The organism is Anaerocolumna chitinilytica, from assembly GCF_014218355.1.
In the GTDB taxonomy this organism is placed as follows: Bacteria; Bacillota; Clostridia; order Lachnospirales; family Lachnospiraceae; genus Anaerocolumna; species Anaerocolumna chitinilytica.
The window spans coordinates 4,612,874-4,636,774 of the sequence record NZ_AP023368.1 but is presented as its reverse complement, the minus strand read 5'-3'; the positions used below and the strand labels follow the sequence as shown (position 1 = coordinate 4,636,774).

Sequence of the window (23,901 nt, the reverse complement as noted above, 5' to 3'; positions counted from 1 at the left end):
TGTATATATTAAAATCTATAGTATGTCTTACATCTAGATAACCACCGGCTGCTAAGCCCTTTATAAATTGATTATACTCTCATATTTTTTATCAAAGCTTTCATCAATTCTTGTATCTCATCATCTTCTTCAAGACTTTCCATTACAAAAGAGTCACTATGAAAACACATAGAAAGAGGGGTATCCTTGGTATAAGGAGTCCAGGACTTTAAATAATCGGCTTTGGGAACACCATATTTTGCATACCTAAGTTTGGCAGAATGAAAGGCAACTTCTTCCTCATCGGGCAATGCATGCGTAAAGTTATAGTGAAAAAAGGGTTTTCTCTTTAAAATACCTCGCTTATTCTTAGAATATGTTACATTATATATAAAAACGTTTGTAACAATATATAAAACACTATATATTTTAAATACTATAAAATTGGCCAAAACCTATGTTTATCTGAAAATAAAAGAGAATATGCAATATTGACCGACTTATACGATAATTATACATGGGATTTTCTCGTATTACAAACATTTTTACTTATTGCAGAAAGTAATAATGTAATAATATTCATAAAAAATATGGTAGAAATAAACAATTACAAAAATTTGATTGTTAAATATATGTTTTTTACACAAAATACTTGTAGCGTAATTGTACATATGTTATAATACTAAAAACGTTTTATGAAAAGAGTGGGTGTAAAAAGTGAAAAAAGCAACTATAAAAGATGTAGCGAAAGAAGCAGGAGTGTCTATTTCCACAGTGTCTAATGCTTTGAATAACTCGCCTCTTGTAAGCGAAGATACAAAAAACAGAATCATTCAAATAGCAGAGAACATCAAATATGTACCAAATATGAACGGAAAAATGCTAAAGGCCAGAAAGAGCATGACTGTAGGGGTTTTTTCCTCCAGTGTGAGCGGACATTATTTCTATATTCTGGTGGATTCCGTATTTAAGGAATTAAGACGAAGAGGTTTCGGACTTAATATTGTTATTAATAAAGACAAGCGTGCTCTCTTAAGCAATGTTTTAAGCAAGAATTTTGATGGAATTATCGTGTTTGATAATGAACGTGTGGGAGAACATGAAGTTGAATTAATCGTGCAGAATCAGATAAAGACAGTATTTTTAGACAGAGATCTTAACGGAGCGGATGTTTCAAGTGTTTTATTTGATTCCTATAAATCAGGTTATGACCTGACAAAATACCTGATTCATCTGGGGCATAAGCGTATCTACTTTATCGAAGGAGAAGAAAATACATATGATAATCTGGAACGAAAAAGAGGTTATACAACAGCTCTGAAAGAAATTGGTGTTGAAATAAAAGAGGAGTATTTTTTCAAGGGAATGTTTGAAGAAAGCTATGCTTACAATGATGTTATCTCTCGATTCCGCCTGGGTAATTCTCAGATTCCGGATGCGATTGTTGCCGCCAACGATTATAGCGCGATCGGTTGTATTAAGGCATTCAGCAGGTTAGGCTACAGGGTGCCTGAGGATATCAGTGTGGTTGGATTTGATGATATTGAAGTAGCAAGATACTTTACACCTACCCTTACTACCGTGAGAAATCCTATTGCAAGACAGGGTATACGTGCGGTAGAGATATTAATGGACATGATGAATAATGATATGCCAGGAGTTTCAGAACATTTAGCCGGTGAGATTATTTATAGAGATTCAGCGAAGGCAAAGGTACTCTGAAACAAATAGGTTCGATTAAGTTACTGCGGTTCTGGCGGATAAGTTTCCTGCGTATTTATTAGAAACGTTTCTATAAATCTTTAAATAAAACTAATACAGTTATTGTTGTTTACGAGCAATACACAACATGTCTTGAAGGGAGAAAAGGATGAAGAAATTATTTCATTTCAAAACAAGAGATAAGATATTTTACTCTTACTTAATTTCATATTTGGTAATAGGAATACTCCCTATTTTAATTTCCTTGTTTGTATACTTTAATTACGGCAGGGTTGTTCTGGATGATATCCACACATCCCAGTCCTCCACGTTGTCCCAGCTGAAAAATGGATTTGACGATAATCTGGAGACAGTAGTCAAGACAGGCAATATGCTGGCAGAGAATGATAAATTAAAAGAGTTAATTACGATAAAAGGCTTTTCCGCCGGCAGTTTGCTGGAGGCCGCAAAGTTCAAAGATGAAATGAACACCATAAAGAGCAGTATCAATTTTTGCAGCGAGATATTTGTGTATCTTTATTCCAGTGACAGTATTATAACTAATACAAAGCTGTATCCATCTGAGATAAATTATATTTTTGCGAACAATTACCAACTAACCAAAGGTGAGATGCTAACAGCTATTGATACACCTGACTATAAGGGTTATAAAATTATTAAAGATAAAGACGGAAACAGCAGTATTCTCTTTCTGCAGAATGTCTACAGTTATAATTATAAAGATAAACTGGCCACCATCGTAACAGTAGTGCCCTGGAAGAACATTGCCGCAGGCATTGCTACCATGAAGGAAGGAAAGATTTACTGGATCAATAAAGGGAATCAGATACTAGGTGACAATAAAGCAAGCGTCTCAGAAGATGCCATATCCTATAATGATTACAGCAATGAAAGTAAGCTGATCGAAAAGCGTATTGGAAGCACTAAATATGTTAATTCCTATGTAGCATCTGATTATTATGACTTTAAATACTGTATTACTATACCTAAAAGTCATTATATGAAAGAAATGAACAACCTGATATTTGGTATTGTTCTTCAGATTATGGTAATGATAGGATTAGCCTTTATTCTTGCCTGGTATTATTCCGTGAAGAATTATAAACCTATTTCCAGATTGTTTACTGCCCTGAAAAAGAACAAAAAAGCAGCAAGGGATATTAATTTTGATAATATAGAGAATTACATCGAGAATCTATATCTGGAGAATCAGACTTTAAGCAATTCCTGCAACCAGGCAAAAGATGCATTGTTTAACCAGGTAGTTAACGGCTATATCAAGGGTTGGAACAATGATGAATCCATCCTGGAAGAAACCATCCTATCCAATACGGGAGTCAGTCTTAAAAAGCCATATATTACAATGGCAATAACCTATGCCGACATTATGGAATGTAATCTGTTTTCAGGGATAAGTGAATCAGAAAAAGAGAATACCTTTAAATTATTAAAATTCGTGGTAAAGAATATATTTGAGGAAAATATTCTCTCAAAGTATGCGGGATTCTTTAGTGACATTGATGGAATGCATCTTTGCGTACTAAACATCACCGATGAAATTCTTGCAAATGGCTCACTTTCCTTTGATATCAGAAAATGCCTTTCAATTTATAAAAAGCTGCTGAATTTAAAGGTTAACATTGGTGCAAGTAAGATTCATAAGGAATGCGAGGCTTTTTCAAAGGCTTATAACGAAGCCGCACAGGTATTGTCCTTCCAGTCATTCTGGGGAAAAGATTATGATGCCTTTGCATTTTATGAAGAAACCAATATGGAATATGATACGGTATATAATTATGACAGTCAGCTGATGGAAAAGCAGAAGAAGCTCTACAATATGATCGTATCCAAAGAGTATGAACAGGCTACTGAATTTTTAAATCAGATATTGGATGAAATGTTTATCAAAGATATCCATTGCATGGATATCAATAAATGCAGGATGTTTGCGCTGATTAATACGGTATACAGCTGTCTGAGTGATATCGTTGGAAGAAGTGACGGTGAATACTTTAAGAAGCTGAATCCCATGGAGAGAATGTTAAAAGCCAATTCCATCGAATCCGCCAGACATATCATGAACGATATCTTCAGAGAGATTACAGATCATCTGAAAAAGTGTCTGACCAATGAGTATCCTAATTGGGTACAGGAAATTATAGACTTTGTAGATGATAATTATTCTGACCCTAATTTAAATGTATCCATTCTGGCAGATAAACTTAATATGAACTTATCCTATGTGGGACGAACTTTTAAGAGCTATACCGGATATGGTATTACAGATATGATACATATCAGGCGTATTGAAGAATGTAAGAGAAGACTTTTGCTTGGCGAAAGTGTAAGAGAAGCAGCCGAATCAATCGGTTATCTGGATTCCAAATCACTGATTCGTATCTTTAAAAAATATGAAGGAATCACACCGGGCCAGTATAAAAGCAATTTTGAAAAGCAAATTGTGGAGTTAGCATAAGATAAGTATAATTTTAAAAACGAATAACAAATGTTGCCCCTTTCTAATTACGGGGGAAGTTAACTATAATAATACATGTCAGGGAAGCTAGTGTGCAAAAACATTTCGCAGATGCTAAATGGGTAGCACACTTGGAGGATACCATGAAAGAAGTGAAAAGGGTTATCAGTATATTGTTAATCCTGATGTTAACCGCATCTGTACTTTTTGGCTGTGCTGCAAAGGAGAAAACGGGAGGCAGGGAAGTAACCGGTAATGAAAGCGGCGCTGGCAGCAACACTGTGATGCCGCTTACGGATAAACCGATTACATTAACAGTATTTGTGGGACTCGACAGCAATCTAAAAGGAATTCTTAATGATTATAATAGCAATATGTTCTTTCAGGAGCTGGAGAAACGGACTGGAGTTCATCTGGAATTTGTAATTCCTGAAATCGGAGAGGAAAGCGATGCTTATTATTCCATGATTGCCTCGGATAATTTTACCGACATCATCTCCCACTACAACTATGCTTATCCGGAGGGATTGGATGCTGCTGTGGATGATGGCTGTTACCTGGATCTGACACCTTATCTGGACACTTATCTGAAGGATTACAATACTTTGCGAAATCGGGATACTTATACGATAAAAAGTACCACTACCGGTTCTGGAAGAGTAGTTGCCTGTTACGGTCTCTATACAGAAAAACAGGGACCCTGGATGGGCTTGCAGGTAAGAAAGGACTGGTTGGATGAACTGGGTCTTAACGAGCCGGTAACCTATGATGACTGGGAGAAGATGCTGACTTTGTTTAAGAGCAAGAAGGGAGCTTATGCGCCTATCAGCATTGGGAATAATGGATATCTTGAATATTCCCATGCATTGAGTGCAGGGTTTGGTGTCTATGAAGATTTTATGCAGGTTAATGGAAAAGTGGTCTATGGTCCTGCCGAGGAAGGTTGGAAGGATTATTTAACTTTACTTAACAGTTGGTATAAAAAAGGATTAATTGATCATGATTTCATGATAAACGGCGAGTGGCAGGTTGATAAGTCCATGGTAGAGAATGGACAGACAGGGGCTTGGAATGCCATGTATATTATGATGTCCCAGTATGAACAGGCAGTTCCCGGCATGGATGTGATACCTGTTGCATCTCCTGTAGTGAAACCTGGCGATAAACTGCATATACGAAGAGAGGACTGCAGTATCGGAAATCCTGTCACCATTTCTGCAAAGTGCAAATATCCCGAGATAGCAATGAAATTACTGAATTACCTTTATACACAGGATGGTTCACTTCTGGCTAATTACGGTACCAAAAATGATACCTTTACCTATGATTCCGCAGGAAAACCACAGGTTACGGATAAGATAGCAAGAAATCCAAAGTATAGCATGGGGCAGGCTCAGGCCCTGTATCTACTGCCGCCTAACAGGCTGGGAGGATTATATGATTGGACACGAGAGCTCAGTGCAGTACCAAAGCAGGATCTGAAAGCTTATGATGTCTGGAGCAAAGGGGATGATTCCTACATATTGCCCAGCAGCCTTACGTACACAGGAGAGGAATCAAAAGAGCGCAGCAAGATAGTAACAGATCTTACAAAGTATATGAACAGTATGAACATAAACTTTATTATCGGTGCCTCGAATATAAATACTGAATGGGACAGCTATATCAACGAGTTAAAAAAGATGAATTTAGACCGAGCCGTTGAGATAACACAGCAGGCTCTGGACCGCTTTAATAGTGAGCATTAGAAAGGGGATTTGGCATGAAGATTTTTACAACCAATGCTGAGGTTAGGTTTGAAGAAAAAGAAGGGGAATTTATATATTCACCATCCAAAGAATTTAAACTTCTAAAGGTATATCCAAAGGAAAAAAGACAGGAAATCCTGGGATTTGGAGGGGCTTTCACGGAAGCTTCCGCATATACCTGGAGCAAGATGAGCGAAGAGAATAAAACCAAACTTTTAGATCTATATTTTGGAAAAAATGGAAATGGATATAATTTTTGCAGAACGCATATCCAAAGCTGTGATTTTTCCTTGGGTAACCGTTCTTATGTAGAAGAAAATGATACAGAACTTGCAACCTTTACAATTGAAGGGGATTTTAAGTATCAAATACCTTTTATCAAGGAAGCTTTAAAGTTAAACAAAGATATAGAATTCCTGGCTTCTCCCTGGAGTCCACCGCCCTTTATGAAGACAAACAAGGAAATGAATCATGGCGGTAAATTAATAGAAGAATATTATGATGCATGGGCAGGCATCTTTGTAAAATACATACAGGCTTATGCAAATGAAGGTATTGTTATTAAACGTGTAACCATACAGAATGAACCTAATGCAGTACAGACATGGGATTCCTGTCAGTTTACAGGTGAGGAGGAAAGAAAATTCGCCTGTGACCATTTAAGGAAAAAGCTTGATGGTGCAGGACTTACCGATGTCAGAATTAACTGCTGGGATCATAATAAGGATCTGATTGTTGAACGCTGCGAAGAGACTTTTTCTGATGAGCAGGCGTTAAAAGATATTTCTGGTATAGCCTTTCATTGGTATACCGGAGACCATTTTGAAGCACTCCAATGCATTCGTGATAAGTATCCGGATAAAGAGCTCATCTTTACAGAAGGCTGTGTGGAGTACTCCAGGTTCGCCGCTGCCGGACAGTCCCAGAATGCTGAGATGTATGCCCATGACATCATCGGAAACTTAAACGCAGGAATGAACGGATACATTGATTGGAATCTTATTCTCGATGAAAACGGTGGACCGAATCATGTAGGTAATTTCTGTGATGCACCTGTTATGTGCGATACAACAAAGGATACAGTTGATGTTAAGCTATCTTTTTACTATATTGGGCATTTCAGCAGATTTGTAAAACCCGGTGCCAAGAGAATTCTGGTTTCCAGATATACGGACAAATTAGATTGCTGTGGCTTTGTAAATCCGGATGGAGAAGTTGTTGTCGTTGTTTTGAATAAGACAGATGAAGCACAAAGTTTTGAAATTATGGTGGAAGGAAAAACTTGTGCCATTGAAACCAGTGCACATTCCATCGTAACAGCTTGTTGGAAATAAAAAAAGCAGAGAAGTTATTATCCTGTTGGGTAATAACTTCTCTTTTATTTGTATACTTAAGTTTAATTCGTATTCATATGAGTCCGGTTGTAAGCATTTCTATACTGCTTAGGGGTAGTGTCCTCCATTTTTTTAAATAGCTTCATGAAGTATTTTTCATCTAAAAAACCAAGAGTTTCTGCAATTTCGCCGATTGTTTTATCAGATTCGCATAGAAGTTCTTTGGCTTTTGAGAGCTTTAAATTATAGATGTACTGCTGCATGCTCATACCCATATGCTTCTTAAAATACCTTGCCAGATATTCCTTTGAATAATTAAATTCATGGGCGACATCAGAGAGGGAGATTCTTTTCATAGAATGAATTCTTATCCATTCCAGGATTTTGGGTAGTTTATCAAGGGAATGTTCAGAGTCGTGCTTGGATTTAAATTGAAGGATATTCTGCTGTGCCAACTCTATCAGAAGGGAGGTCAGCAAATATCTGGTTGCCTGCTCCGTATAATAATGAGAAGACTGCAGGTGAAGCAGCTGGTGAAATAAGATACTTACCCGGTCAAGGTTCACACTTCTCATAAGGGTTGGCAGCAGACAATAGGAAGAGAAATCGTCAAGGAAATTATTATTATTAATAAGAGATATCACATTCTCAGCTTCCCCAGATTGGATTACTTCCCAGGTACAGTCAGTATTCTCTAAGTTATAATCTTGTCTGATAGCAGCTTCCTGTTTACAGGGCATAACCTGTCTGCCGGCAGTAAAGTGAAACCAATAAAAGGAGGCTCCTTTATCAGAATAGTCAAATCCTTTGTGGGTTAAGCCTGGCAGGAGCAGCAGGGAATCACCGGAGTTAAGGGTGTATTGAACCTCCTCCTGCTGGATAAAGATAGGATTCTTTAAGTTGATAATAATCTCATAATCTTCAATGATTCTTTCAGAATGTATCCAGCGGGATTCTGCTGTAAAATGTCCTGCCGAGATAAAGCAGACAGGGGATGTAATGTTTGCTTTTAAGTAATACATAGGTCAATATCTTCCACCTTTTGTTTGATTAGGCTACCGACAAATTAGAATAAATGTGGCATACTCATATTATAGCTTAAGCGTAGCTGCAAAGCAAATTGTTTGATTTAAAAAGATTAAACTTGGAGGAGGTCAATATATGGATAATATGAATCAATACCGTACTGTGGGATTGGAGAAGGTTGAGTTAAAGGAAGGATTTTTCAGAGAATACCAGGAACTTGTGCAAAGGGTAGTTATCCCTTACCAATGGGAAGCCTTGAATGACAGAATACCGGAAGCAGAAAAGAGTTATGCCATTCACAACTTTAAAGTAGCAGCTGGGCTTGAAGAAGGAGAATTCGGTGGACTGGTATTTCAAGACAGTGATGTTGCCAAATGGCTGGAAGCAGTTGGATACAGCTTGTCTGCTGCTCCCGACCCGGAGCTTGAGAAACAGGCAGATGAAGTTATTGAATATATCGAAAAGGCTCAGCAGGAAGATGGCTATTTGAATACTTTCTTTACCTTAAAGCGTCCAAAGGAAAAATGGACAAATCTGATGGATTGCCATGAATTATATTGTGCCGGCCATATGATGGAAGCAGCGGTGGCATATTATAATGCTACGGGAAAAAGAAAGCTTTTAGATGTCATGTGCCGCTTTGCGGATCACATCAACAGTGTGTTTGGAACAGAAGAAGGAAAGATTCACGGTTACGACGGGCATGAAGAAATTGAGCTCGCTTTGGTAAAGTTGTATAAAGCAACGGGAGAGGAAAAATACCTGAATTTGTCCAAGTACTTTATCGATGAGAGAGGGAAAGAACCTAATTTCTTTTTACTCGAATGGGAGAAGAGAGGAAAGTCCTCTTTCTGGAATCCCTCCGATCATAGACAGCCGGAGGTTTCATATAATCAGGCTCATATACCTGTAAGAGAGCAGACAGAGGCCATAGGCCATGCGGTCAGGGCAGTCTACTTATACTCGGGAATGGCTGATATTGCGGCACTGACGAAAGATGAAAGCCTTAAGAAGGCCTGTAAAGCTCTGTGGAACAATATTGTTACAAAGCAAATGTATATAACCGGTGGAATTGGTTCGACTCATTCTGGCGAAGCCTTTACTTTTGATTATGATCTGCCCAATGACACTGTTTATCAGGAGACCTGTGCCTCAATCGGATTATTTTTGTTTGCACATAGGATGACTCTGTTAGAAGAGAATGGAAGTTACGGAGACATCATGGAAAGAGCCCTGTACAATTCTATTATCAGTGGGATGGGATTTGACGGTAAGAGCTTCTTTTATGTAAATCCTATGGAAGTATGGCCGAAAGCCAGCGAAAAGAATCCGGAGAGAAAGCATGTTGCACCGGTAAGGCAGAAATGGTATGGCTGTGCCTGCTGCCCCCCTAATCTGGCCAGACTCTTAATGTCATTAAGGCAATATATCTATACCTATAGCGAGGATACCATATATGCACATTTGTATATACCCAGTAAGGCAGAGATAGAGGCAGGAGGAAGTAAGATAATTCTTGAACAGAACACTGGATATCCTTGGGATGGGGGTGTAAGGATAAAGCTTGGCCTAAACAAAGAGATGGAATACACTCTTAAATTAAGAATTCCAAGTTGGTGCAGAAAATATCAAGTCTCGGTAAATGGAGAAGCTATGACAGCAGAAGCAGGACAACTAGAGAACGGTTTTCTTTCTATCCACAGAAACTGGTGCGACGGAGATGAGGTAGTGCTTCAAATGGAAATGCCGGTTGAAATCATACAGTCACACCCAGAAGTGCGTGCCAATGCCGGAAAGGTCTCGATTATGCGTGGACCACTGGTCTATTGTCTGGAAGAGACAGATAATGGTCCGAATCTATCAGCTTTATCCCTTGAGATCGGTACAGGTTTTGAACTTAAAGAGGAAGCGGGGCTAATGAAAGGTGCATTATCCATAACCGGACAGGGCTTCCGAATAAGCGATAAAGAGTGGAACCACTCACTCTATCGGCCATTTAAGGCAGAAGAAGAGAAAACAGAGATTAAGGCAATACCATATTTCCTATGGGGTAACAGAGATAAAGGGGAAATGCTGGTATGGATGAATCATAAATAATCGATAATAAGCTGGTGGAGGCAATATAAAATGCTAAATCACCAGCTTTTTTCAGGCAGTTTAGTTGGAAAAATATTCTTGACAATTAGTACTATATAGGACTATACTACATGGTATGGAGGTGATTGGTAATAAAAACCTATGGAGGATTTCTTATTTCACAAATCAAACAGCTGCAAGGCAGAGTGTTTGAAAGAATGCTAAAGGAGAGCGGTATTGATGCCTTTAATGGGGCACAGGGAAGAATCCTTTATGTATTATGGGAAAAAGAAAAGCTTACGATTTCTGAAATCGGGCATCTTACATCCCTGGCCAAGACATCTCTTACCAGTATGCTTGACAGAATGGAAGAGAGCGGATTAGTAGAGCGAAGAGCAGATCAAAATAACCGCAGGCAGATAATAATATCTATTACGGACAAGGCAAGGAATTACAAGGAAGAGTATGACCGTGTGTCCCTTGAAATGAATGAATTGTTTTATAAAAGGTTTTCGGAGGAAGAGATAGAACAGTTTGAGGAAATGTTAAGGCGTCTTATTCAAAACCTGGAAGAATGAAAGAGGCATAAATTTAGTGGTTAATTGATTCGCTGCATAACTATTAATGAAGTAATGGTAAAAAAGAAAAGAATCGGAGGAAGTACAAATGGAGAGAGAAGTGGCAGAAAGTGTAATTAAATTAGTAGAAAGCAGCAGGGACGCAATATGCTGTTCCGTGGATGAAGAGGGATATCCCAATGCAAAAACAATGTTTCGATTAAAAAATGAAGGATTGGATACTTTCTGGTTCTCAACCAATACTTCTTCCATCCGAGTAGGGCAATGGGAGAAGAATCCCAAGGCTTCTATTTATTTTCTGGATGCGGTAGGATTTCATGGAGTAATGTTTATTGGTGAAATGATTGTTCATGGAGAGGAAGAACTCAAAAAAGCCTTTTGGAAAGCAGGGGATGAAGTATACTACCCCCTTGGACCAACTGATCCGGATTACACTATTCTGGAATTTAGGGCAGTGAAAGGAAACTACTATCATGGCTTAAAGAAGCATCTCTTCTTAACGGAAGAAGTAAAGGAGTATAGGTAATGCCATACTGTAATGCCAGAGATTGTAATGTATTTTATGAAGATATCGGAATAGGAGAAACAATCCTTTTTTTACACAGTGGTTACAGCAGGGGAATTATTGCTTTTTCCGGGCAGATTCAGCCATTTTGTAATAAATACAGGCTTCTTCTGCCGGATTTTAGAGGCCATGGCAGAACGACAGCAGAAAACAAAGACTGGGATACAGCGGTGATTGCAGATGATATGGCAGCTTTTATTAGAAACATGGGGCTTCATCAGGTGCATTTAATCGGTTACAGCCTGGGCGGAGGTGTAGCTCTCCATCTTGCTTCAAAATACCCGGAGCTGGTTAAAAGTATGATAACTATAGGGTGCGGTGGAGTACCTGATGGTACTGGGTCAGAAGCTTATGAACCAGAGGAACTGCTTCGAAGAAATGAGACTGATTTTATTGAGAGAATCAGAGTCAGGAATTGGGAGGCTACCGAAGGAGACTGGAGACATCATATGGAACAGAGTGTCAGAGACTGGAGGATGTATCCATGTCTGTCAGAGGAAGATTTTGAAAAGCTAAAAATGCCGAGTTTCTTCCTTGCAGGAGAACTTGATACCTATGCAACAAAAGAAAGACTCCTTAACCTGCAAAGAAAAGTAGAAAATAGTGAAGTATGGATTGTCCCTGAATGCGGTCACAGACCTCATATGCCCACAGAAAAAGTAAAGGAAGTTAATGAACGGATTGGTAGTTTTTTGGATAAAGTGATGATGGGATAACAGGAACGGTTTAGCATAAGACATTATAAGAGTACAGGAAGCTAATACAGCCTTACATAAAGCTACCGAATAGCAGGTGCTGCTATTCGGTAGCTTTATTAAGCTTATTCAGGAATGAGATTACAGACCGCAGTTATCGGTTTTTATTATCTTTCCGTCTATAAAAACTTTCACTACATTGGTCAGGGAATCCATAATATTGCCATTTGTAAGTACAATATCTGCATCTTTACCGGACTCAAGAGAACCTACTCTATCCTCGATACCTATGTGCTTAGCAGGATTGATGGTAATAGATTTTAAGGCATCAAAAGGTTCCATGCCTGATTTCACTGCCAACCCGGCACAAAGGGAGAGATATTGCTGAGGAGTTACAGGGCTATCGGTAATAATGGATACTGATAGTCCTGCTTTTGCCAGAATACCAGGGGTAGTAAAAGTCTTATTCTTCAATTCGAACTTAGTGGCATGTCCAAAGGAGGGGCCAACAGCAACAGGATAATCCTCCTTTGCCAATTCCTCTACAATCAGGTGTCCTTCCGTGCAGTGCTCCAAAGTAAGTTTCAGGTTGAATTCCTTTGCGATGCGGATTGCAGTAAAGATATCATCTGCTCTGTGCGCATGAGCTTTTAATGGGATTTCGCGGTTAAGTACCGGAATAAGAGCTTCCAGTTTCATATTAAAAGCCGGCCTTTTACTTAGGTCATCGCCGGCGGAATTTAACTTCTCCAGATATTCCTTTGCCTGATAAAGAGTTTCTCTAAGCTTTGCGGCAGTAGACATACGGGAATAGTTGTTTTTGTCTTTGTATACCCTTTTAGGATTCTCACCGAAAGCACATTTCATAGCTATCTTTTCTTTGATCACCATCTTGTCGACTCTGGAGCCATGCAGCTTGATGGCTGTAAAGGTCCCTCCTAATACATTAGAACTTCCAGGGCCTGTTGCTGCAGTTGTTACACCCCCTAAAACCGCTTGCATAAAGGTCGGATCCATAGGATTGATACCATCAATGGCCCTCAGATGGGGTGTTAAGATATCATTCATCTCATTGTAATCTTGTCCTTCAAAGCCGATTCCGTAGCCATCCAGGCCGATATGGGAATGGGCATCTACCAGACCCGGGTATACCCATAAGCCTGTGGCATCAATTACCTCCATGCCTTCTTCAGGAAGTATATCCGGTTGTATTAATTTAATTTTCCCATCTATGGCTAAGATGTCTGCTATGTAGGGAATTTCGTGAACGGCATCATGTACCAGACCGCCTTTAACTAACAAAGCTTCCATAATGTTTTTCCTCCAGGTTTATTCTTCTGTAGTATAGTAATCCTTTTTGGCGGAGAAGTCAAATTCTGGACGAATTAGAGGTTATTTTGTTACTGATACTAATTAATAGGAAAAGGATAAGGCTGAGGTGTGACGGTGGGACCATATACCTCTAATCTGTCTTCTTTTCCTTCCTCCGGAACAAAACGGATACGGTCGATACAGATATTTCGCGGTTGGACGGCTTCGGTGTTATGATGGGTATGGTATATAATGAAGATATCTTCGCTAAGGGGTGCCTTCACGAGGCAATGGTGTCCGGGGCCGTGAGCCAGGTAATGGTGGGAGAGGATTGGGTTGCCCTCATATTTTACAAAGGGGCCGAGAGGACTATCCGAAACGGCATAACCAACAGCATAGCCTTTACTTTCAAAATGACTGCCGGAATAGGTTAGGTAATATTTACCCCTGTGTTTTATGACATAAGGGGCTTCTGCCACCGGAGCTTGCTGCTGTTCCCATTCTTCATCAGCTTTTATAACCAGTGTTTCTGTCCTCAGAATGGGGGTTACACAATCATCTTCCATTTTCATGGCATATATGGCGTAGGTCTTGCCCTCCCTCCAGGAAACGTAGTAAATATAAAGAGAGCCATCCTCGTCCAGGAAAAAATGACCATCAATACTTTTATCAAAAAGGTAATCCGGTTCCGGTATAAAGGGCCCCACCGGGGAAGTGCTGACGGCGATGCCAAGGTGCTCGTTAACGGAGGCCAGCAGATAAAATTTACCGCCTTTTTCAATAATTCCGGGGGCCCAATACCACCGTTTCTGACCCCAGGCTTCTTCCATAATTCTGCCGCTGTATTCCCAGTTCACTAAATCTTTTGATTGGTAGGCTTCGAATCCCACGGGCATAGTGGATGAAGTTGCATACAGGTAGTAAGTTCCCTGGTAGAATAGAATATCGGGGTCTGCATAACCGTTTAATATTGGATTCTGGTATTGGGGAACCGATGGCATAGCAGGCTCAGAGCAAGGAAGAGAACAAATATGAAAATTATGGCACAATGGTTTCTCGTTCTTTCCCGGAGCTTCTGTATGTGGAGCAATAACCAGCGCAGCAAGGTTGCCGGATACAGCTGGCAGCGGGAGTTCGAATAAAGGCCAAAGAGAAGCAGAGGAAGCTCTTAAAGCATCCTCAAGAAAACCAGTGAAAATATTGTCCTTTTTCTCAATGGTAATTCGGTAAGGATGGTCCGGTATAATCGAACCGGTTTTTCTCCTTTGAAGGATATGTGCTTCTGTTTTTTCGGATAGCAGAAGAAGTTCGCTACAGCCTTCTCCTGTTAAACGAAAGAGATAGCCCGATGTATCTGGTGAAGCAGAATCTGCTAAAAACTGAATACCCCACCAATCTTCTAAGGCAGAAACTTCTCCTTCTGCCTGAAGTGTGAAGTTTGTTCCATCAATATTTTCTTCCTTTATAACTATCCAGTTCATAGACAAGCCTCCTGATTTCTGTTTTATAATAGATTCCATATAAGCAAATGATTCTAGAAGAATACTTATGATTATTCTAGAATCATATTATGATTTCTTACCTGAAAAATCTTGATTTTTCAGGTAAGAATAATTGTTTACTTTTCTGGTATAATAGCAATATTGTGACGGTATTGGTTGTTAATCGCTTTTATTTTCTCGGGAGCACACTTGGGCTCTCTTTTATAGGTAAGGAGACCGTTGGTTTCCTGTTCTACATCCGATAACTGGGTATAACAAAATCCGTATATATAATCCGACTGCATGATATTATCAATAACAAAGCCATATTGCTGTAAGAAATCTTCTTCGCTGTCTGCATTGGTATAACCCCAGCTGCCTTGTTCGGAATTGTTATAATGAATTCCGCCGCATTCAGTTATAAGAATTGGCTGACCCTCATACTTGTATGGAGGAGCAAAGATATTTCTTCCTGCTGAGTAGGGAGAGAGTAAAAGGTTAAGATCTGATGTAAATCTCTTAAAGGTATCTTGTTTACCGGGCTCCCTTGGTGTTCCATGGGAATAGTTATGAATGGCACAGATATCCGTTTTGGTCTGTTCCCAGCCGTCATTATTGACTACCAGCCTTGTAGGGTCCAATGCCTTTAGCATATGGTACAGAGAAACGGTGTAATCCTGCTGAAGGGTGTTGCGGCCGATACCTGGGACTGCCCAGCTTTCATTAAAGGGTACCCAGGCAACGATAGAAGGATGGTTATAATCTCTTTCCACAACTTCCATCCATTCTCTGATATAGCGCATAACGGATTTATCAGTAAAAAGGCAGGCAGCAGCAATTTCTTCCCACACCAGATATCCTAATTTGTCAGACCAGTATAAAAATCTTGGATCCTCTGTTTTCTGATGCTTTCTGCAGCCGTTAAAGCCCATTTCTTTCATGATTTTAATATCATATTGGAAAGCTTCGTCATTGGGAGCTGTCAGAATACCTTCGGGCCAGTAACCCTGATCAAGTACCAGCTTAAGATAATAGGGATAGTTATTTAAGTACACCATTCCGTTCTCGATATGTATCTTACGCATACCGAAATAGCTGCTAACACAGTCGTGAATTCCTTTATCAGAGACTAAGGTTAAACGGATGTCATAAAGAGCAGGATTTTCCGGGGTCCAGGAGCGGCTGGCACTATGGCTGTTGGTGTGAAATATTTTATCTCCGGCCAGATGGATGCTCCTTTTAAATATGGTATTACTGCTAACGGAATAGGTATCCTTGCAAATAAGCTCTTCTTTAAAGAAAATTGTTACCTCTAAGGACATATTGGGAACGAGCTTACTAAAAGTGCATTCAAGGTTAAGGATATCCTGGTCAAAATCAGGGGTCATCTTAAGTCTGGTTATATTTACGGGGTCGACAGGTTCTAGCCATACTGTCTGCCAGATGCCGGAGGTCCTGGTATACCAGATGCCGGCGCTTTTTTCTTCCCAGAACTGCTTTCCTCTAGGGATGGTCTCATCAGTGGCAGGGTCCTCTGCGAAGACAGAAAGACTATGCTCCGTAACGGATTTCTTCAGGCAGTGGGTTATATCAAAAGAAAAGGCAGAACTGCCTCCTTCATGTTCACCGCATAAAGCTTCATCAATATAAACCTTACAGCGGTAGTCCACCGCACCAAAGTGCAGCAGTATATTCTTCCCCTCCCATTCAGACGGCAGGGTAAAAGTGCGCTTATAAAAGCATTTGTTGTGGATGGAAGTATCCTTAATTCCGCTAAGCTCACTTTCAAAGCAGAAGGGAACCTCTATTCGTCTGGATAAGGAATGGTTATCTTTCTCCCAATGACAGCTATCTGCTTCATCGCCGTCATCAAAATCAAAATCCCAGGTTCCGTTCAGGCATTGCCATTCCTCCCGGACAAATTGGGGACGTGGGTATTCGGTACGCAGCATAAATAAAACCTCCTAAGGTATAAATGATTGTCAATTAATTCTGTCTTAAGAGCATGATTTCCGACAGAGAAAGGTTCTTTGTTGGATTTTTTGGTGTAAGTATCAACTGAACCTTTTTGACGGTTTGTTCCTTAAAGCTTAAGATAGCGGCACGCTCATCCGTATCTTCAGCCATAGTATATTCTTCTGTCTGATAATGGTCATCAAGGATTGCTTTGACCTTCTGGAATTCCTGACCTTTTGTAACTCCTTTGTAGACAAGGATATCGGATACTTTTACCGGTTCCTTAAATTCCAGGGTAATTGTTGCAGTTGCTTCTTCACCTGATATCGGTATGGTACTGTCATAGATGGAATTCTTTTGATGCAGGGTGAAGATACCATCTGTCAGCAGATGGGGGGTGCTTACATTGGAGCTGATATGAGCTTCCTTTGCAAGATTGGTATAGGAACCGTCCGAAGGGATGGGTAAATAACAAAGGGTGGGTCCGTTAACATAGAGCTCACCCTTATCTGTAAAGAGAACTCTGTCGATATTTAACTTGCGATTACCTCCGCCGGTCTTTGGATCGGTATGTGTATGATATGCCATCCAAATCTCTGTACCATCAGGAGAAACGGTAAAGCTGTGGTGTCCTGGACCTGATATGGTTGTGGAGGTACCGGAGGTCAGAATTGGATTTTTTTCTGATTTTTCAAAAGGCCCTAATGGAGAAGAGCTGGTGGCATAGCCTACAGAGTAGGAGGAACTGGCATAACAATTGGCTGAATAGGACAGATAATAGATATTGTTATGCTTAATGACTTCAGGTCCTTCGTTCCATAGGGGATTTACGGAGGATTTTTCCCATTTTTGAGTAGGAGTAAGCAGAAGTTCAGGCTCACCTTTTAAGGATAGCATATCTTCATTAAGACGAACTCCATAAATTTCACTCTTGTTAATACCGCCAATGTCATTTTCAGAACAGTCTCTAGAGAAATAGAGATACTTCGAACCGTCATCATCTATCAGAACATTGGCATCAATAGCAGCATAGCCGAAATCAAAAAGCGGCTTGTTTTTAACATCCTCAAAGGGACCCTCCGGCTTGTCGGATGTAGCTATACCAATACGCAGGCTTCCTTCGGTACTTCTGGCAGAATAATACATATAGTATTTATTCTTATATTCTACTACTTCAGGAGCCCAAAAGCTATCAACACACCAGGCATCTGATTTTTTGATATAGCACATTTTTTTACCGGACCAATTGACAAGGTCTTTGGATTTCCAGCAATAATACCCGTTGGCAGCTGAAGTACAGTATAAATAATATGTATTGTCGGAAGCTTTTAAGATAAATGGATCGCCGATTTGGGTAATTCCCAGGTCATTTTTATAAAAATGATTATTTGTTTCCTGGCTTAGATCCAATGTCGTGTAAGATTTCATATGATTGCATCCTCCTAATAAAAAGGTTATTGCACAAAGAGTCAGAAAGCGGACAGGCTTTCTGCATAGTTTCTTCATATTGCAGTACTTACCTCATTTCTACGCTGCTGTTTACCTCTAGTTTGTGGTTGCAGCGCAGACACAAACTTAAATTATCTTGGCAATTTTACAAGCTCCAACAGAATTGTAGGTTTATCTTATGAGAAAGACGTAAATTACAACAAAAAAACTGTAATAAAGCTAATACAGTATTTTCTGTGGAGCTTGTCATAAATAAACTTACAATAAAATCAACTAGATTACCATACAAAATATTACCAAATAAATAGAAAATAATTTGTGCAGTATTACCTTTTAATAATAAAAACATGAAAACATAGAAAAACAATCCAATTATATAAGTGATAATGAATAATATAAATGTAACATAAAAATTGTAATAAATGCATTGACTATATGATATAAGAGTGTTATATTAAAAACATGAGAGACGTTAAATTACATGAATAATGTAATAATCAAGAAAGGAGGAGTTTATTTGAAGATCAAGAAGAAAAGGATTGCTCTTGACTTTGATAACAAAGAAAAGATTGTACTGGTGGGAAAGGCACTTTCATCTGATATAAGACTTGATATCTTACAGCTTCTAATAGACAAGTCAGTAAATATCAGTGAAATTGCTAGTACTTTTCAAATTCCGTTATCATCTGCAGCATTACATGTGAAGGTGTTAGAAGAAGCCGGTATGATAACGGCAACAGAGCAACCGGGAGTAAGAGGGGCGCAGAAGGTATGCGGAATCGCATTTGAAGATATATACTTTAATGCGTTCCGTCATAAGATGGACAGGGATAACATTAAAGTATATCACTTTCCCATGGGAATCGGTAATTATTATAATTGTATGATCAATGAGAACTGCGGTATTATCAGCGAACGTTCTTATCTTGGGGTGGAAGACTCCCCATATGGTTTCTATGCTCAGAACAGACATGAAGCTCAGCTCATCTGGTTTATGTCAGGATATCTGGAATACCGTTTTCCGAACTATATGTTGAAGAAGAGCAAGGTAAAAGAATTGTCCTTTTCTTTTGAAGTCTGCTCGGAAGCACCAGGATATCAGAATGACTGGCCTTCCGATATAACCGTGTGGGTTAATGAGAGGGAGATTGCGACGATTTATTCCAAAGGAGATTTTGGAGGCAGAAGAGGGCATTTAAATCCGGAATGGTGGAGTGATACCATGACACAATATGGGATTTTAAAGACTGTTACGATTAATGGCCAGGGCTGTTTTGATGATCTGTTAAAGACGTCTGACGAGACCATAGATACTCTTGGTATCTGCGATGACTTTTTTATCAGCTTTAAAATCGGTGTAAAGCCTGATGCTAAAAATCTTGGGGGAATGAATTTGTTCGGAGAAAAATTTGGGGATTTTGCCCAGGGTATCGTTATGAGTGTCCAGATGGACAGCAGTGAAGACGAGGAAGTGGAACCCTAAGGCAAGACAAGGCCTATAAGACAGAAAGCTTCTGTCCTAGGTGATTTGGATTTTAACGAAGAGTAAGTTCATTGAAAATCAGAGGAGGTAATTTTATTATGAAGGTAAGGCATAAGAAACTGCTTAGCTGTTTATTAGTTGTTATATTCCTATTTACAATGCTTTCAGGATGCAGCAGCAAGAATACTGCTGTAAATAAAAATACAAGCAATAATTCCGGTGCAGAAGCAACAAAAGAGGCAGAACCTACGGCTACAGCTGAGGCAAACCCATTGGCTGCCGGTATCGCCGGGAATACTGCTCCCACCGACGAAGAAAAAGCCATGGTAAATGATACACTGGAGGACAGTTATCTGGGAGATGTTTTTGATACAAAGATACCAAATGATTATTCAGCCTATCCGATGGATGCAACTCTGGATGTCTGGATGCCTTCCAATTCTATTCTGGCTTCCGTATGCGATGACCTGAATAACCAGAAGACATTTGCGCAGGTGGAGAAGTTAACCGGCATTAAGATTAATTTTATCGTACCGCCCCTTGGAGAAGAGACAACGAATTTTAATCTTATGATAGCCTCAGGAGAACTTCCTGATATTATCGTAGATGCCGGAAGATATACCGGCGGTATTGCAGCAGGTGTTGCAGATGGTGCTTATATGAAATTAAACGATATTATTGAAAAAGACATGCCTAACTACAATGCTTGGCGTAATTCAGATGAGGAAAGACGTGTTACTTCCGTACTGGATGATGGAACCATAGGTGCTGTATATGGCTTGGCTCCTTATAATGAATGGTGCTGGTTTGGTATGTTAATTAAACAGGAAGCATTAGATAAAACCGGACTTGCAGTGCCTGAAACAATTGACGAATGGCATAACTTCCTGTTAGCTTGTAAAAAGGCAGGCTATGATCAGCCTTTAAACTATGGTTCTACATATGGACAGATTTTTACCGGAATTTTAAACGGTGCATATAATGTTTGGGATTGGATGTATGTTGACAAAGATGGTAAGGCAGCCTGGGGACCTGCAGCAGCTGGAGCCAAAGATTATCTGACAATGATGCAGCAGTGGAATAAGGAAGGACTCTTTAATAAAGACTGGGCTACTGCTGACTTTAATCAGAGAATGGCAGAAGCGGCTTCTCCTGACTGTGCGGTTATGATGGATTCACCTGATACTATGTGGGGATACTGGAAACAGGACAATAACATTGATTTCGTAGGAGCGTTAAATCCCGTATTAAATAAAGGGGATAAACCTCAGCAGACCTATAAAAACTTTAAATCCACCGGTACTATTGCAGCTATTACTACTCAGTGTGACAACGTAGAAGCAGCCACTGCATTCCTTGATTTTGCATTTACAAAGAAAGGCTGGGAAATCTACAATTATGGTTCTTACGGAGATGTTCATTTAATTAACGATAAGGGATTGCCTTATTTCCCGGAGGACGGTCTTATGTATAATGACCCGGATGGACAGCCGTTATCCAACTTGATTTGGAAATATCGTATACACTCTTTTGCTAATATCCGTGACGAGCATAACTCCAATCCTTTAATTACAGCAAAGGGAAGTTATTCAGGTAAGATTCGTGAATACTGGACTTCGAATACCGATGATTCCATGACCATGCCTCCTGTAAGTTTTACCGCTGATGAGAGTTCAAGAGAAGGCGAGCTTGGTACGATTCTTTCAACTTTAAGAAATGAGTATTTTGCTAAAATTGTAATGGGTCAGTTACCTGTAAGTGCATATGATGAATTCCTCCAAAAAGCAAAGACACAGGGGCTTGATGAATTTGTTCAGTTATGGCAGACAGCCCTGGATCGCTATAATGCAAGATAAGACGAAAAGATTTTAGGACATAAAAGAGATATGCCGGGCGGTGAGGCTTGTCTAGACAGCCCGGCAGTTTCTTTGAGGAATTCAGGCAAAAACAGGGGGTGCCTCTTTGGATAAGATGAATGGAAGAAATGATAGGAAAAGGAAAAACAGTTTGACCTTAGACCTGATACGCAAGGACTTCAAAAAGAATTATTTTGCATATCTGCTGATCATACCTGTTTTAGCCTGGTACATAATATTTTGCTATGGACCAATGTGGGGAATAACCATAGCTTTTAAGAATTACAAACCGCTTCTTGGCTTTGCAGCCAGTAAGTGGGTGGGACTTAAGTATTTTGAGGAGTTTTTTACCGGGCCCTATTTCTTTCGCACGATAAAGAATACTCTTATGTTAAATGTATGGGGACTGGCTTTCGGATTTACTTCCCCTATTCTCTTAGCGCTGCTGCTAAATGAAGTACGCGGCAAGGTTTTTAAGAAAACCGTTCAGACGATTACATATATGCCGCATTTCATATCATTAGTAGTTATAGCTGGTATGATTCATATCTTTACCCAGTCCGGCGGAATTATAACTCAGGTGGTAGACTTTATCACAGGGACGGAACACTCCTCGCTGCTTGGTTATTCGAAGATGTTCAGGCCGATTTATACCTTCTCCGGAATCTGGCAGAATGTGGGTTGGGACAGTATTATCTATCTGTCTGCCATGAGCTCTATTGATCCGGGATTATATGAGGCAGCTGAGATAGATGGTGCCGGAAGACTAAGAAAAATGTGGCATATCACGCTGCCGCAGATACGGCCTACCATTATTATTCTATTTATATTTGCTGTGGGCGGCTTAATGGGCTCCAGCCATGAAAAGATTATTTTACTGTATAATTCATTGACCTATGATACTGCAGATGTAATTGCTTCTTATGTATACAGAAGAGGCTTACAGGAAGCAAGCTACAGTTTTGCAACAGCTGTCGGCCTTGTAAGTGCGGTAATAAACTTCATATTACTCTGGGCTACCAATAAGATTGCAAAAAAATACTCGGAAATCAGTATATGGTAGTGTGAAGATTGTACTTTAATTTTCATTAAAAGATTTATTTCATACACACTATGGAGGTTTATAATATGAAGGATACAGATTCAGGATATAGGGAAAAACAGACCATCGGTAAATGGAAGTGGAGTAATGTTGGCTTTCATACATTTAATTACGGATTCTTAGCGGTGTTTACAATTATATGTTTATACCCGATTCTGCATATAGTATTTGCGTCGGTGAGTAATCCCAATGAACTGATGGTACACCAGGGGCTGCTGCTTAAGCCTCTTGGATTTACTTTAAACGGATATAAACTCATATTTAAGGACAACAGTATTTTCACTGGGTTTCGTAATACGGCAGTGTATGTTTTTTTGGGGACTTTTATTAATATGATGATTACCATAATGGGAGCTTATGCCCTTTCGAGAAAAGAGCTGTTATGGAAAACACCTATTATGATTCTTATTACCATCACCATGTTCTTTGGAGGTGGCTTAATCCCCTGGTTCCTGCTGATGAAACAGATAGGACTCTATAATAATGTACTTGCAATGCTGGTTCCTACAGCCCTGAATACCTGGAATATGATAATACTTCGTACCGGTTTTCAAGCAATACCACAGGAGTTAGAAGAAGCGGCAGTAATGGATGGTGCAGCCCAAGCCAAAATATTGCTTAAGGTCATCCTGCCTCTTTCAAAGCCGGTACTTGCAGTAATTCTTTTGTATTATCTGGTAGGTAACTGGAATTCCTGGTTCAATGCCATGGTATTATTAAAAGACCGAAGTCTGTTTCCGTTACAGCTTTTATTAAAAGAAATATTAGTAACGAATGATTCCTCAACAGCAACGGTAGGAAGCGCAGGAGGAATCTCCATCAATAGTGTCCAGGGAGCCACCGCCTATAGAGAACTGGTAAAATACTGTGTAATTGTAGTTGCTACGGCACCCATATTAGTTATCTATCCTTTCCTGCAGAGATACTTTGTAAAAGGTGTCTATGTAGGTTCAATAAAAGGGTAGGATATAGACAAAAAAAGCTCCATGCTATCTTCTCATAAGCCTAAAAAGAAATTCTTACTGAATTGGTAATAGGCACGGGAAATAGCATGGAGTTTTAGG

At 39.6% G+C, this 23,901-nt stretch carries 18 protein-coding genes; 12 read left to right on the top strand and 6 right to left on the bottom strand.

The genetic code is table 11. From position 1 onward, the window contains the following. Window positions 1-71: 71 nt before the first annotated feature. A complete protein-coding gene (locus tag bsdcttw_RS24935) occupies window positions 72-431 on the bottom strand; it encodes a hypothetical protein (protein ID WP_207726439.1) in 360 nt (119 codons plus the stop codon). A gap of 265 nt (window positions 432-696) precedes the next feature. Here bsdcttw_RS24935 and bsdcttw_RS20190 point away from each other — a divergent pair, with 265 nt between their 5' ends. The 4 genes from bsdcttw_RS20190 (at window position 697) to bsdcttw_RS20175 (ending at window position 7,259) form a co-directional block, all read left to right on the top strand. Further along, window positions 697-1,701, top strand: coding sequence for a LacI family DNA-binding transcriptional regulator (locus tag bsdcttw_RS20190; protein WP_185256598.1), 1,005 nt, complete (start codon window positions 697-699; stop codon window positions 1,699-1,701). A gap of 148 nt (window positions 1,702-1,849) precedes the next feature. Further along, entirely contained in the window at window positions 1,850-4,177 is a 2,328-nt protein-coding gene (locus bsdcttw_RS20185; RefSeq protein ID WP_185256597.1) for a helix-turn-helix domain-containing protein, read from the top strand. A 92-nt stretch (window positions 4,178-4,269) separates the two neighbouring features. Then, window positions 4,270-5,925 (top strand): extracellular solute-binding protein, encoded by a 1,656-nt coding sequence (locus bsdcttw_RS20180; protein WP_185256596.1) that lies wholly within the window; start codon window positions 4,270-4,272, stop codon window positions 5,923-5,925. A gap of 14 nt (window positions 5,926-5,939) precedes the next feature. Continuing rightward, window positions 5,940-7,259, top strand: coding sequence for a glycoside hydrolase family 30 protein (locus bsdcttw_RS20175; protein WP_185256595.1), 1,320 nt, complete (start codon window positions 5,940-5,942; stop codon window positions 7,257-7,259). A gap of 62 nt (window positions 7,260-7,321) precedes the next feature. Here the strand turns inward: bsdcttw_RS20175 and bsdcttw_RS20170 are convergent, their stop codons facing one another. Next, window positions 7,322-8,281, bottom strand: coding sequence for a helix-turn-helix transcriptional regulator (locus tag bsdcttw_RS20170; protein WP_185256594.1), 960 nt, complete (start codon window positions 8,279-8,281; stop codon window positions 7,322-7,324). Window positions 8,282-8,420: 139 nt separating this feature from the next. Between bsdcttw_RS20170 and bsdcttw_RS20165 the strand changes: the two genes are divergently transcribed. The 4 genes from bsdcttw_RS20165 (at window position 8,421) to bsdcttw_RS20150 (ending at window position 12,220) form a co-directional block, all read left to right on the top strand. After that, window positions 8,421-10,382, top strand: a complete 1,962-nt coding sequence (locus tag bsdcttw_RS20165) for a glycoside hydrolase family 127 protein (protein WP_185256593.1) — start codon at window positions 8,421-8,423, stop codon at window positions 10,380-10,382. 131 nt (window positions 10,383-10,513) lie between these two features. After that, window positions 10,514-10,939 (top strand): MarR family transcriptional regulator, encoded by a 426-nt coding sequence (locus bsdcttw_RS20160; RefSeq protein WP_185259895.1) that lies wholly within the window; start codon window positions 10,514-10,516, stop codon window positions 10,937-10,939. Window positions 10,940-11,027: 88 nt separating this feature from the next. Beyond that, window positions 11,028-11,465, top strand: a complete 438-nt coding sequence (locus bsdcttw_RS20155; RefSeq protein WP_185256592.1) for a pyridoxamine 5'-phosphate oxidase family protein — start codon at window positions 11,028-11,030, stop codon at window positions 11,463-11,465. Continuing rightward, on the top strand, window positions 11,465-12,220 hold the full coding sequence (locus tag bsdcttw_RS20150) for an alpha/beta fold hydrolase (protein WP_185256591.1): 756 nt from the start codon (window positions 11,465-11,467) through the stop codon (window positions 12,218-12,220). The genes bsdcttw_RS20155 and bsdcttw_RS20150 overlap by 1 nt, the downstream gene beginning before the upstream one ends. Window positions 12,221-12,340: 120 nt before the next feature. Here the strand turns inward: bsdcttw_RS20150 and bsdcttw_RS20145 are convergent, their stop codons facing one another. The 4 genes from bsdcttw_RS20145 to bsdcttw_RS20130 all read right to left on the bottom strand — a co-directional run bounded on the left by bsdcttw_RS20145 (window position 12,341) and on the right by bsdcttw_RS20130 (window position 18,375). Continuing rightward, the gene (locus bsdcttw_RS20145; protein WP_185256590.1) at window positions 12,341-13,510 is read right to left on the bottom strand and encodes an amidohydrolase; all 1,170 of its coding nucleotides are present in this window, start codon (window positions 13,508-13,510) and stop codon (window positions 12,341-12,343) included. 98 nt (window positions 13,511-13,608) lie between these two features. Then, window positions 13,609-14,991, bottom strand: a complete 1,383-nt coding sequence (locus tag bsdcttw_RS20140; protein ID WP_185256589.1) for a glycoside hydrolase family 43 protein — start codon at window positions 14,989-14,991, stop codon at window positions 13,609-13,611. A 137-nt stretch (window positions 14,992-15,128) separates the two neighbouring features. Then, window positions 15,129-16,943, bottom strand: coding sequence for a glycoside hydrolase family 2 protein (locus bsdcttw_RS20135; RefSeq protein ID WP_185256588.1), 1,815 nt, complete (start codon window positions 16,941-16,943; stop codon window positions 15,129-15,131). 34 nt (window positions 16,944-16,977) lie between these two features. Further along, window positions 16,978-18,375: a glycoside hydrolase family 43 protein gene (locus tag bsdcttw_RS20130; RefSeq protein ID WP_185256587.1), complete on the bottom strand. Its 1,398-nt coding sequence runs from the start codon at window positions 18,373-18,375 to the stop codon at window positions 16,978-16,980. Window positions 18,376-18,913: 538 nt separating this feature from the next. Here bsdcttw_RS20130 and bsdcttw_RS20125 point away from each other — a divergent pair. From bsdcttw_RS20125 to bsdcttw_RS20110, 4 genes are all read left to right on the top strand, one after another. Then, window positions 18,914-19,879: an ArsR/SmtB family transcription factor gene (locus tag bsdcttw_RS20125; RefSeq protein WP_185256586.1), complete on the top strand. Its 966-nt coding sequence runs from the start codon at window positions 18,914-18,916 to the stop codon at window positions 19,877-19,879. A gap of 98 nt (window positions 19,880-19,977) precedes the next feature. Next, complete coding sequence (locus tag bsdcttw_RS20120) at window positions 19,978-21,735, top strand: extracellular solute-binding protein (RefSeq protein ID WP_185256585.1); 1,758 nt, start codon at window positions 19,978-19,980, stop codon at window positions 21,733-21,735. Between the two features lie 115 nt (window positions 21,736-21,850). Further along, window positions 21,851-22,798 (top strand): ABC transporter permease, encoded by a 948-nt coding sequence (locus bsdcttw_RS20115; RefSeq protein WP_185259894.1) that lies wholly within the window; start codon window positions 21,851-21,853, stop codon window positions 22,796-22,798. Between the two features lie 65 nt (window positions 22,799-22,863). Continuing rightward, on the top strand, window positions 22,864-23,802 hold the full coding sequence (locus tag bsdcttw_RS20110) for a carbohydrate ABC transporter permease (protein ID WP_185256584.1): 939 nt from the start codon (window positions 22,864-22,866) through the stop codon (window positions 23,800-23,802). The last annotated feature ends 99 nt before the right edge of the window (window positions 23,803-23,901 follow it).

Bases quoted from the DNA above. Each gene is read 5' to 3' on its own strand.
- bsdcttw_RS20185 (WP_185256597.1), top strand. From the start codon at position 1,850: ATGAAGAAATTATTTCATTTCAAAACAAGAGATAAGATATTTTACTCT.
- bsdcttw_RS20175 (WP_185256595.1), top strand. From the start codon at position 5,940: ATGAAGATTTTTACAACCAATGCTGAGGTTAGGTTTGAAGAAAAAGAA.
- bsdcttw_RS20170 (WP_185256594.1), bottom strand. From the start codon at position 8,281: ATGTATTACTTAAAAGCAAACATTACATCCCCTGTCTGCTTTATCTCG.
- bsdcttw_RS20165 (WP_185256593.1), top strand. From the start codon at position 8,421: ATGGATAATATGAATCAATACCGTACTGTGGGATTGGAGAAGGTTGAG.
- bsdcttw_RS20155 (WP_185256592.1), top strand. From the start codon at position 11,028: ATGGAGAGAGAAGTGGCAGAAAGTGTAATTAAATTAGTAGAAAGCAGC.
- bsdcttw_RS20150 (WP_185256591.1), top strand. From the start codon at position 11,465: ATGCCATACTGTAATGCCAGAGATTGTAATGTATTTTATGAAGATATC.
- bsdcttw_RS20145 (WP_185256590.1), bottom strand. From the start codon at position 13,510: ATGGAAGCTTTGTTAGTTAAAGGCGGTCTGGTACATGATGCCGTTCAC.
- bsdcttw_RS20140 (WP_185256589.1), bottom strand. From the start codon at position 14,991: ATGAACTGGATAGTTATAAAGGAAGAAAATATTGATGGAACAAACTTC.
- bsdcttw_RS20135 (WP_185256588.1), bottom strand. From the start codon at position 16,943: ATGCTGCGTACCGAATACCCACGTCCCCAATTTGTCCGGGAGGAATGG.
- bsdcttw_RS20130 (WP_185256587.1), bottom strand. From the start codon at position 18,375: ATGAAATCTTACACGACATTGGATCTAAGCCAGGAAACAAATAATCAT.
- bsdcttw_RS20120 (WP_185256585.1), top strand. From the start codon at position 19,978: ATGAAGGTAAGGCATAAGAAACTGCTTAGCTGTTTATTAGTTGTTATA.
- bsdcttw_RS20115 (WP_185259894.1), top strand. From the start codon at position 21,851: ATGAATGGAAGAAATGATAGGAAAAGGAAAAACAGTTTGACCTTAGAC.
- bsdcttw_RS20110 (WP_185256584.1), top strand. From the start codon at position 22,864: ATGAAGGATACAGATTCAGGATATAGGGAAAAACAGACCATCGGTAAA.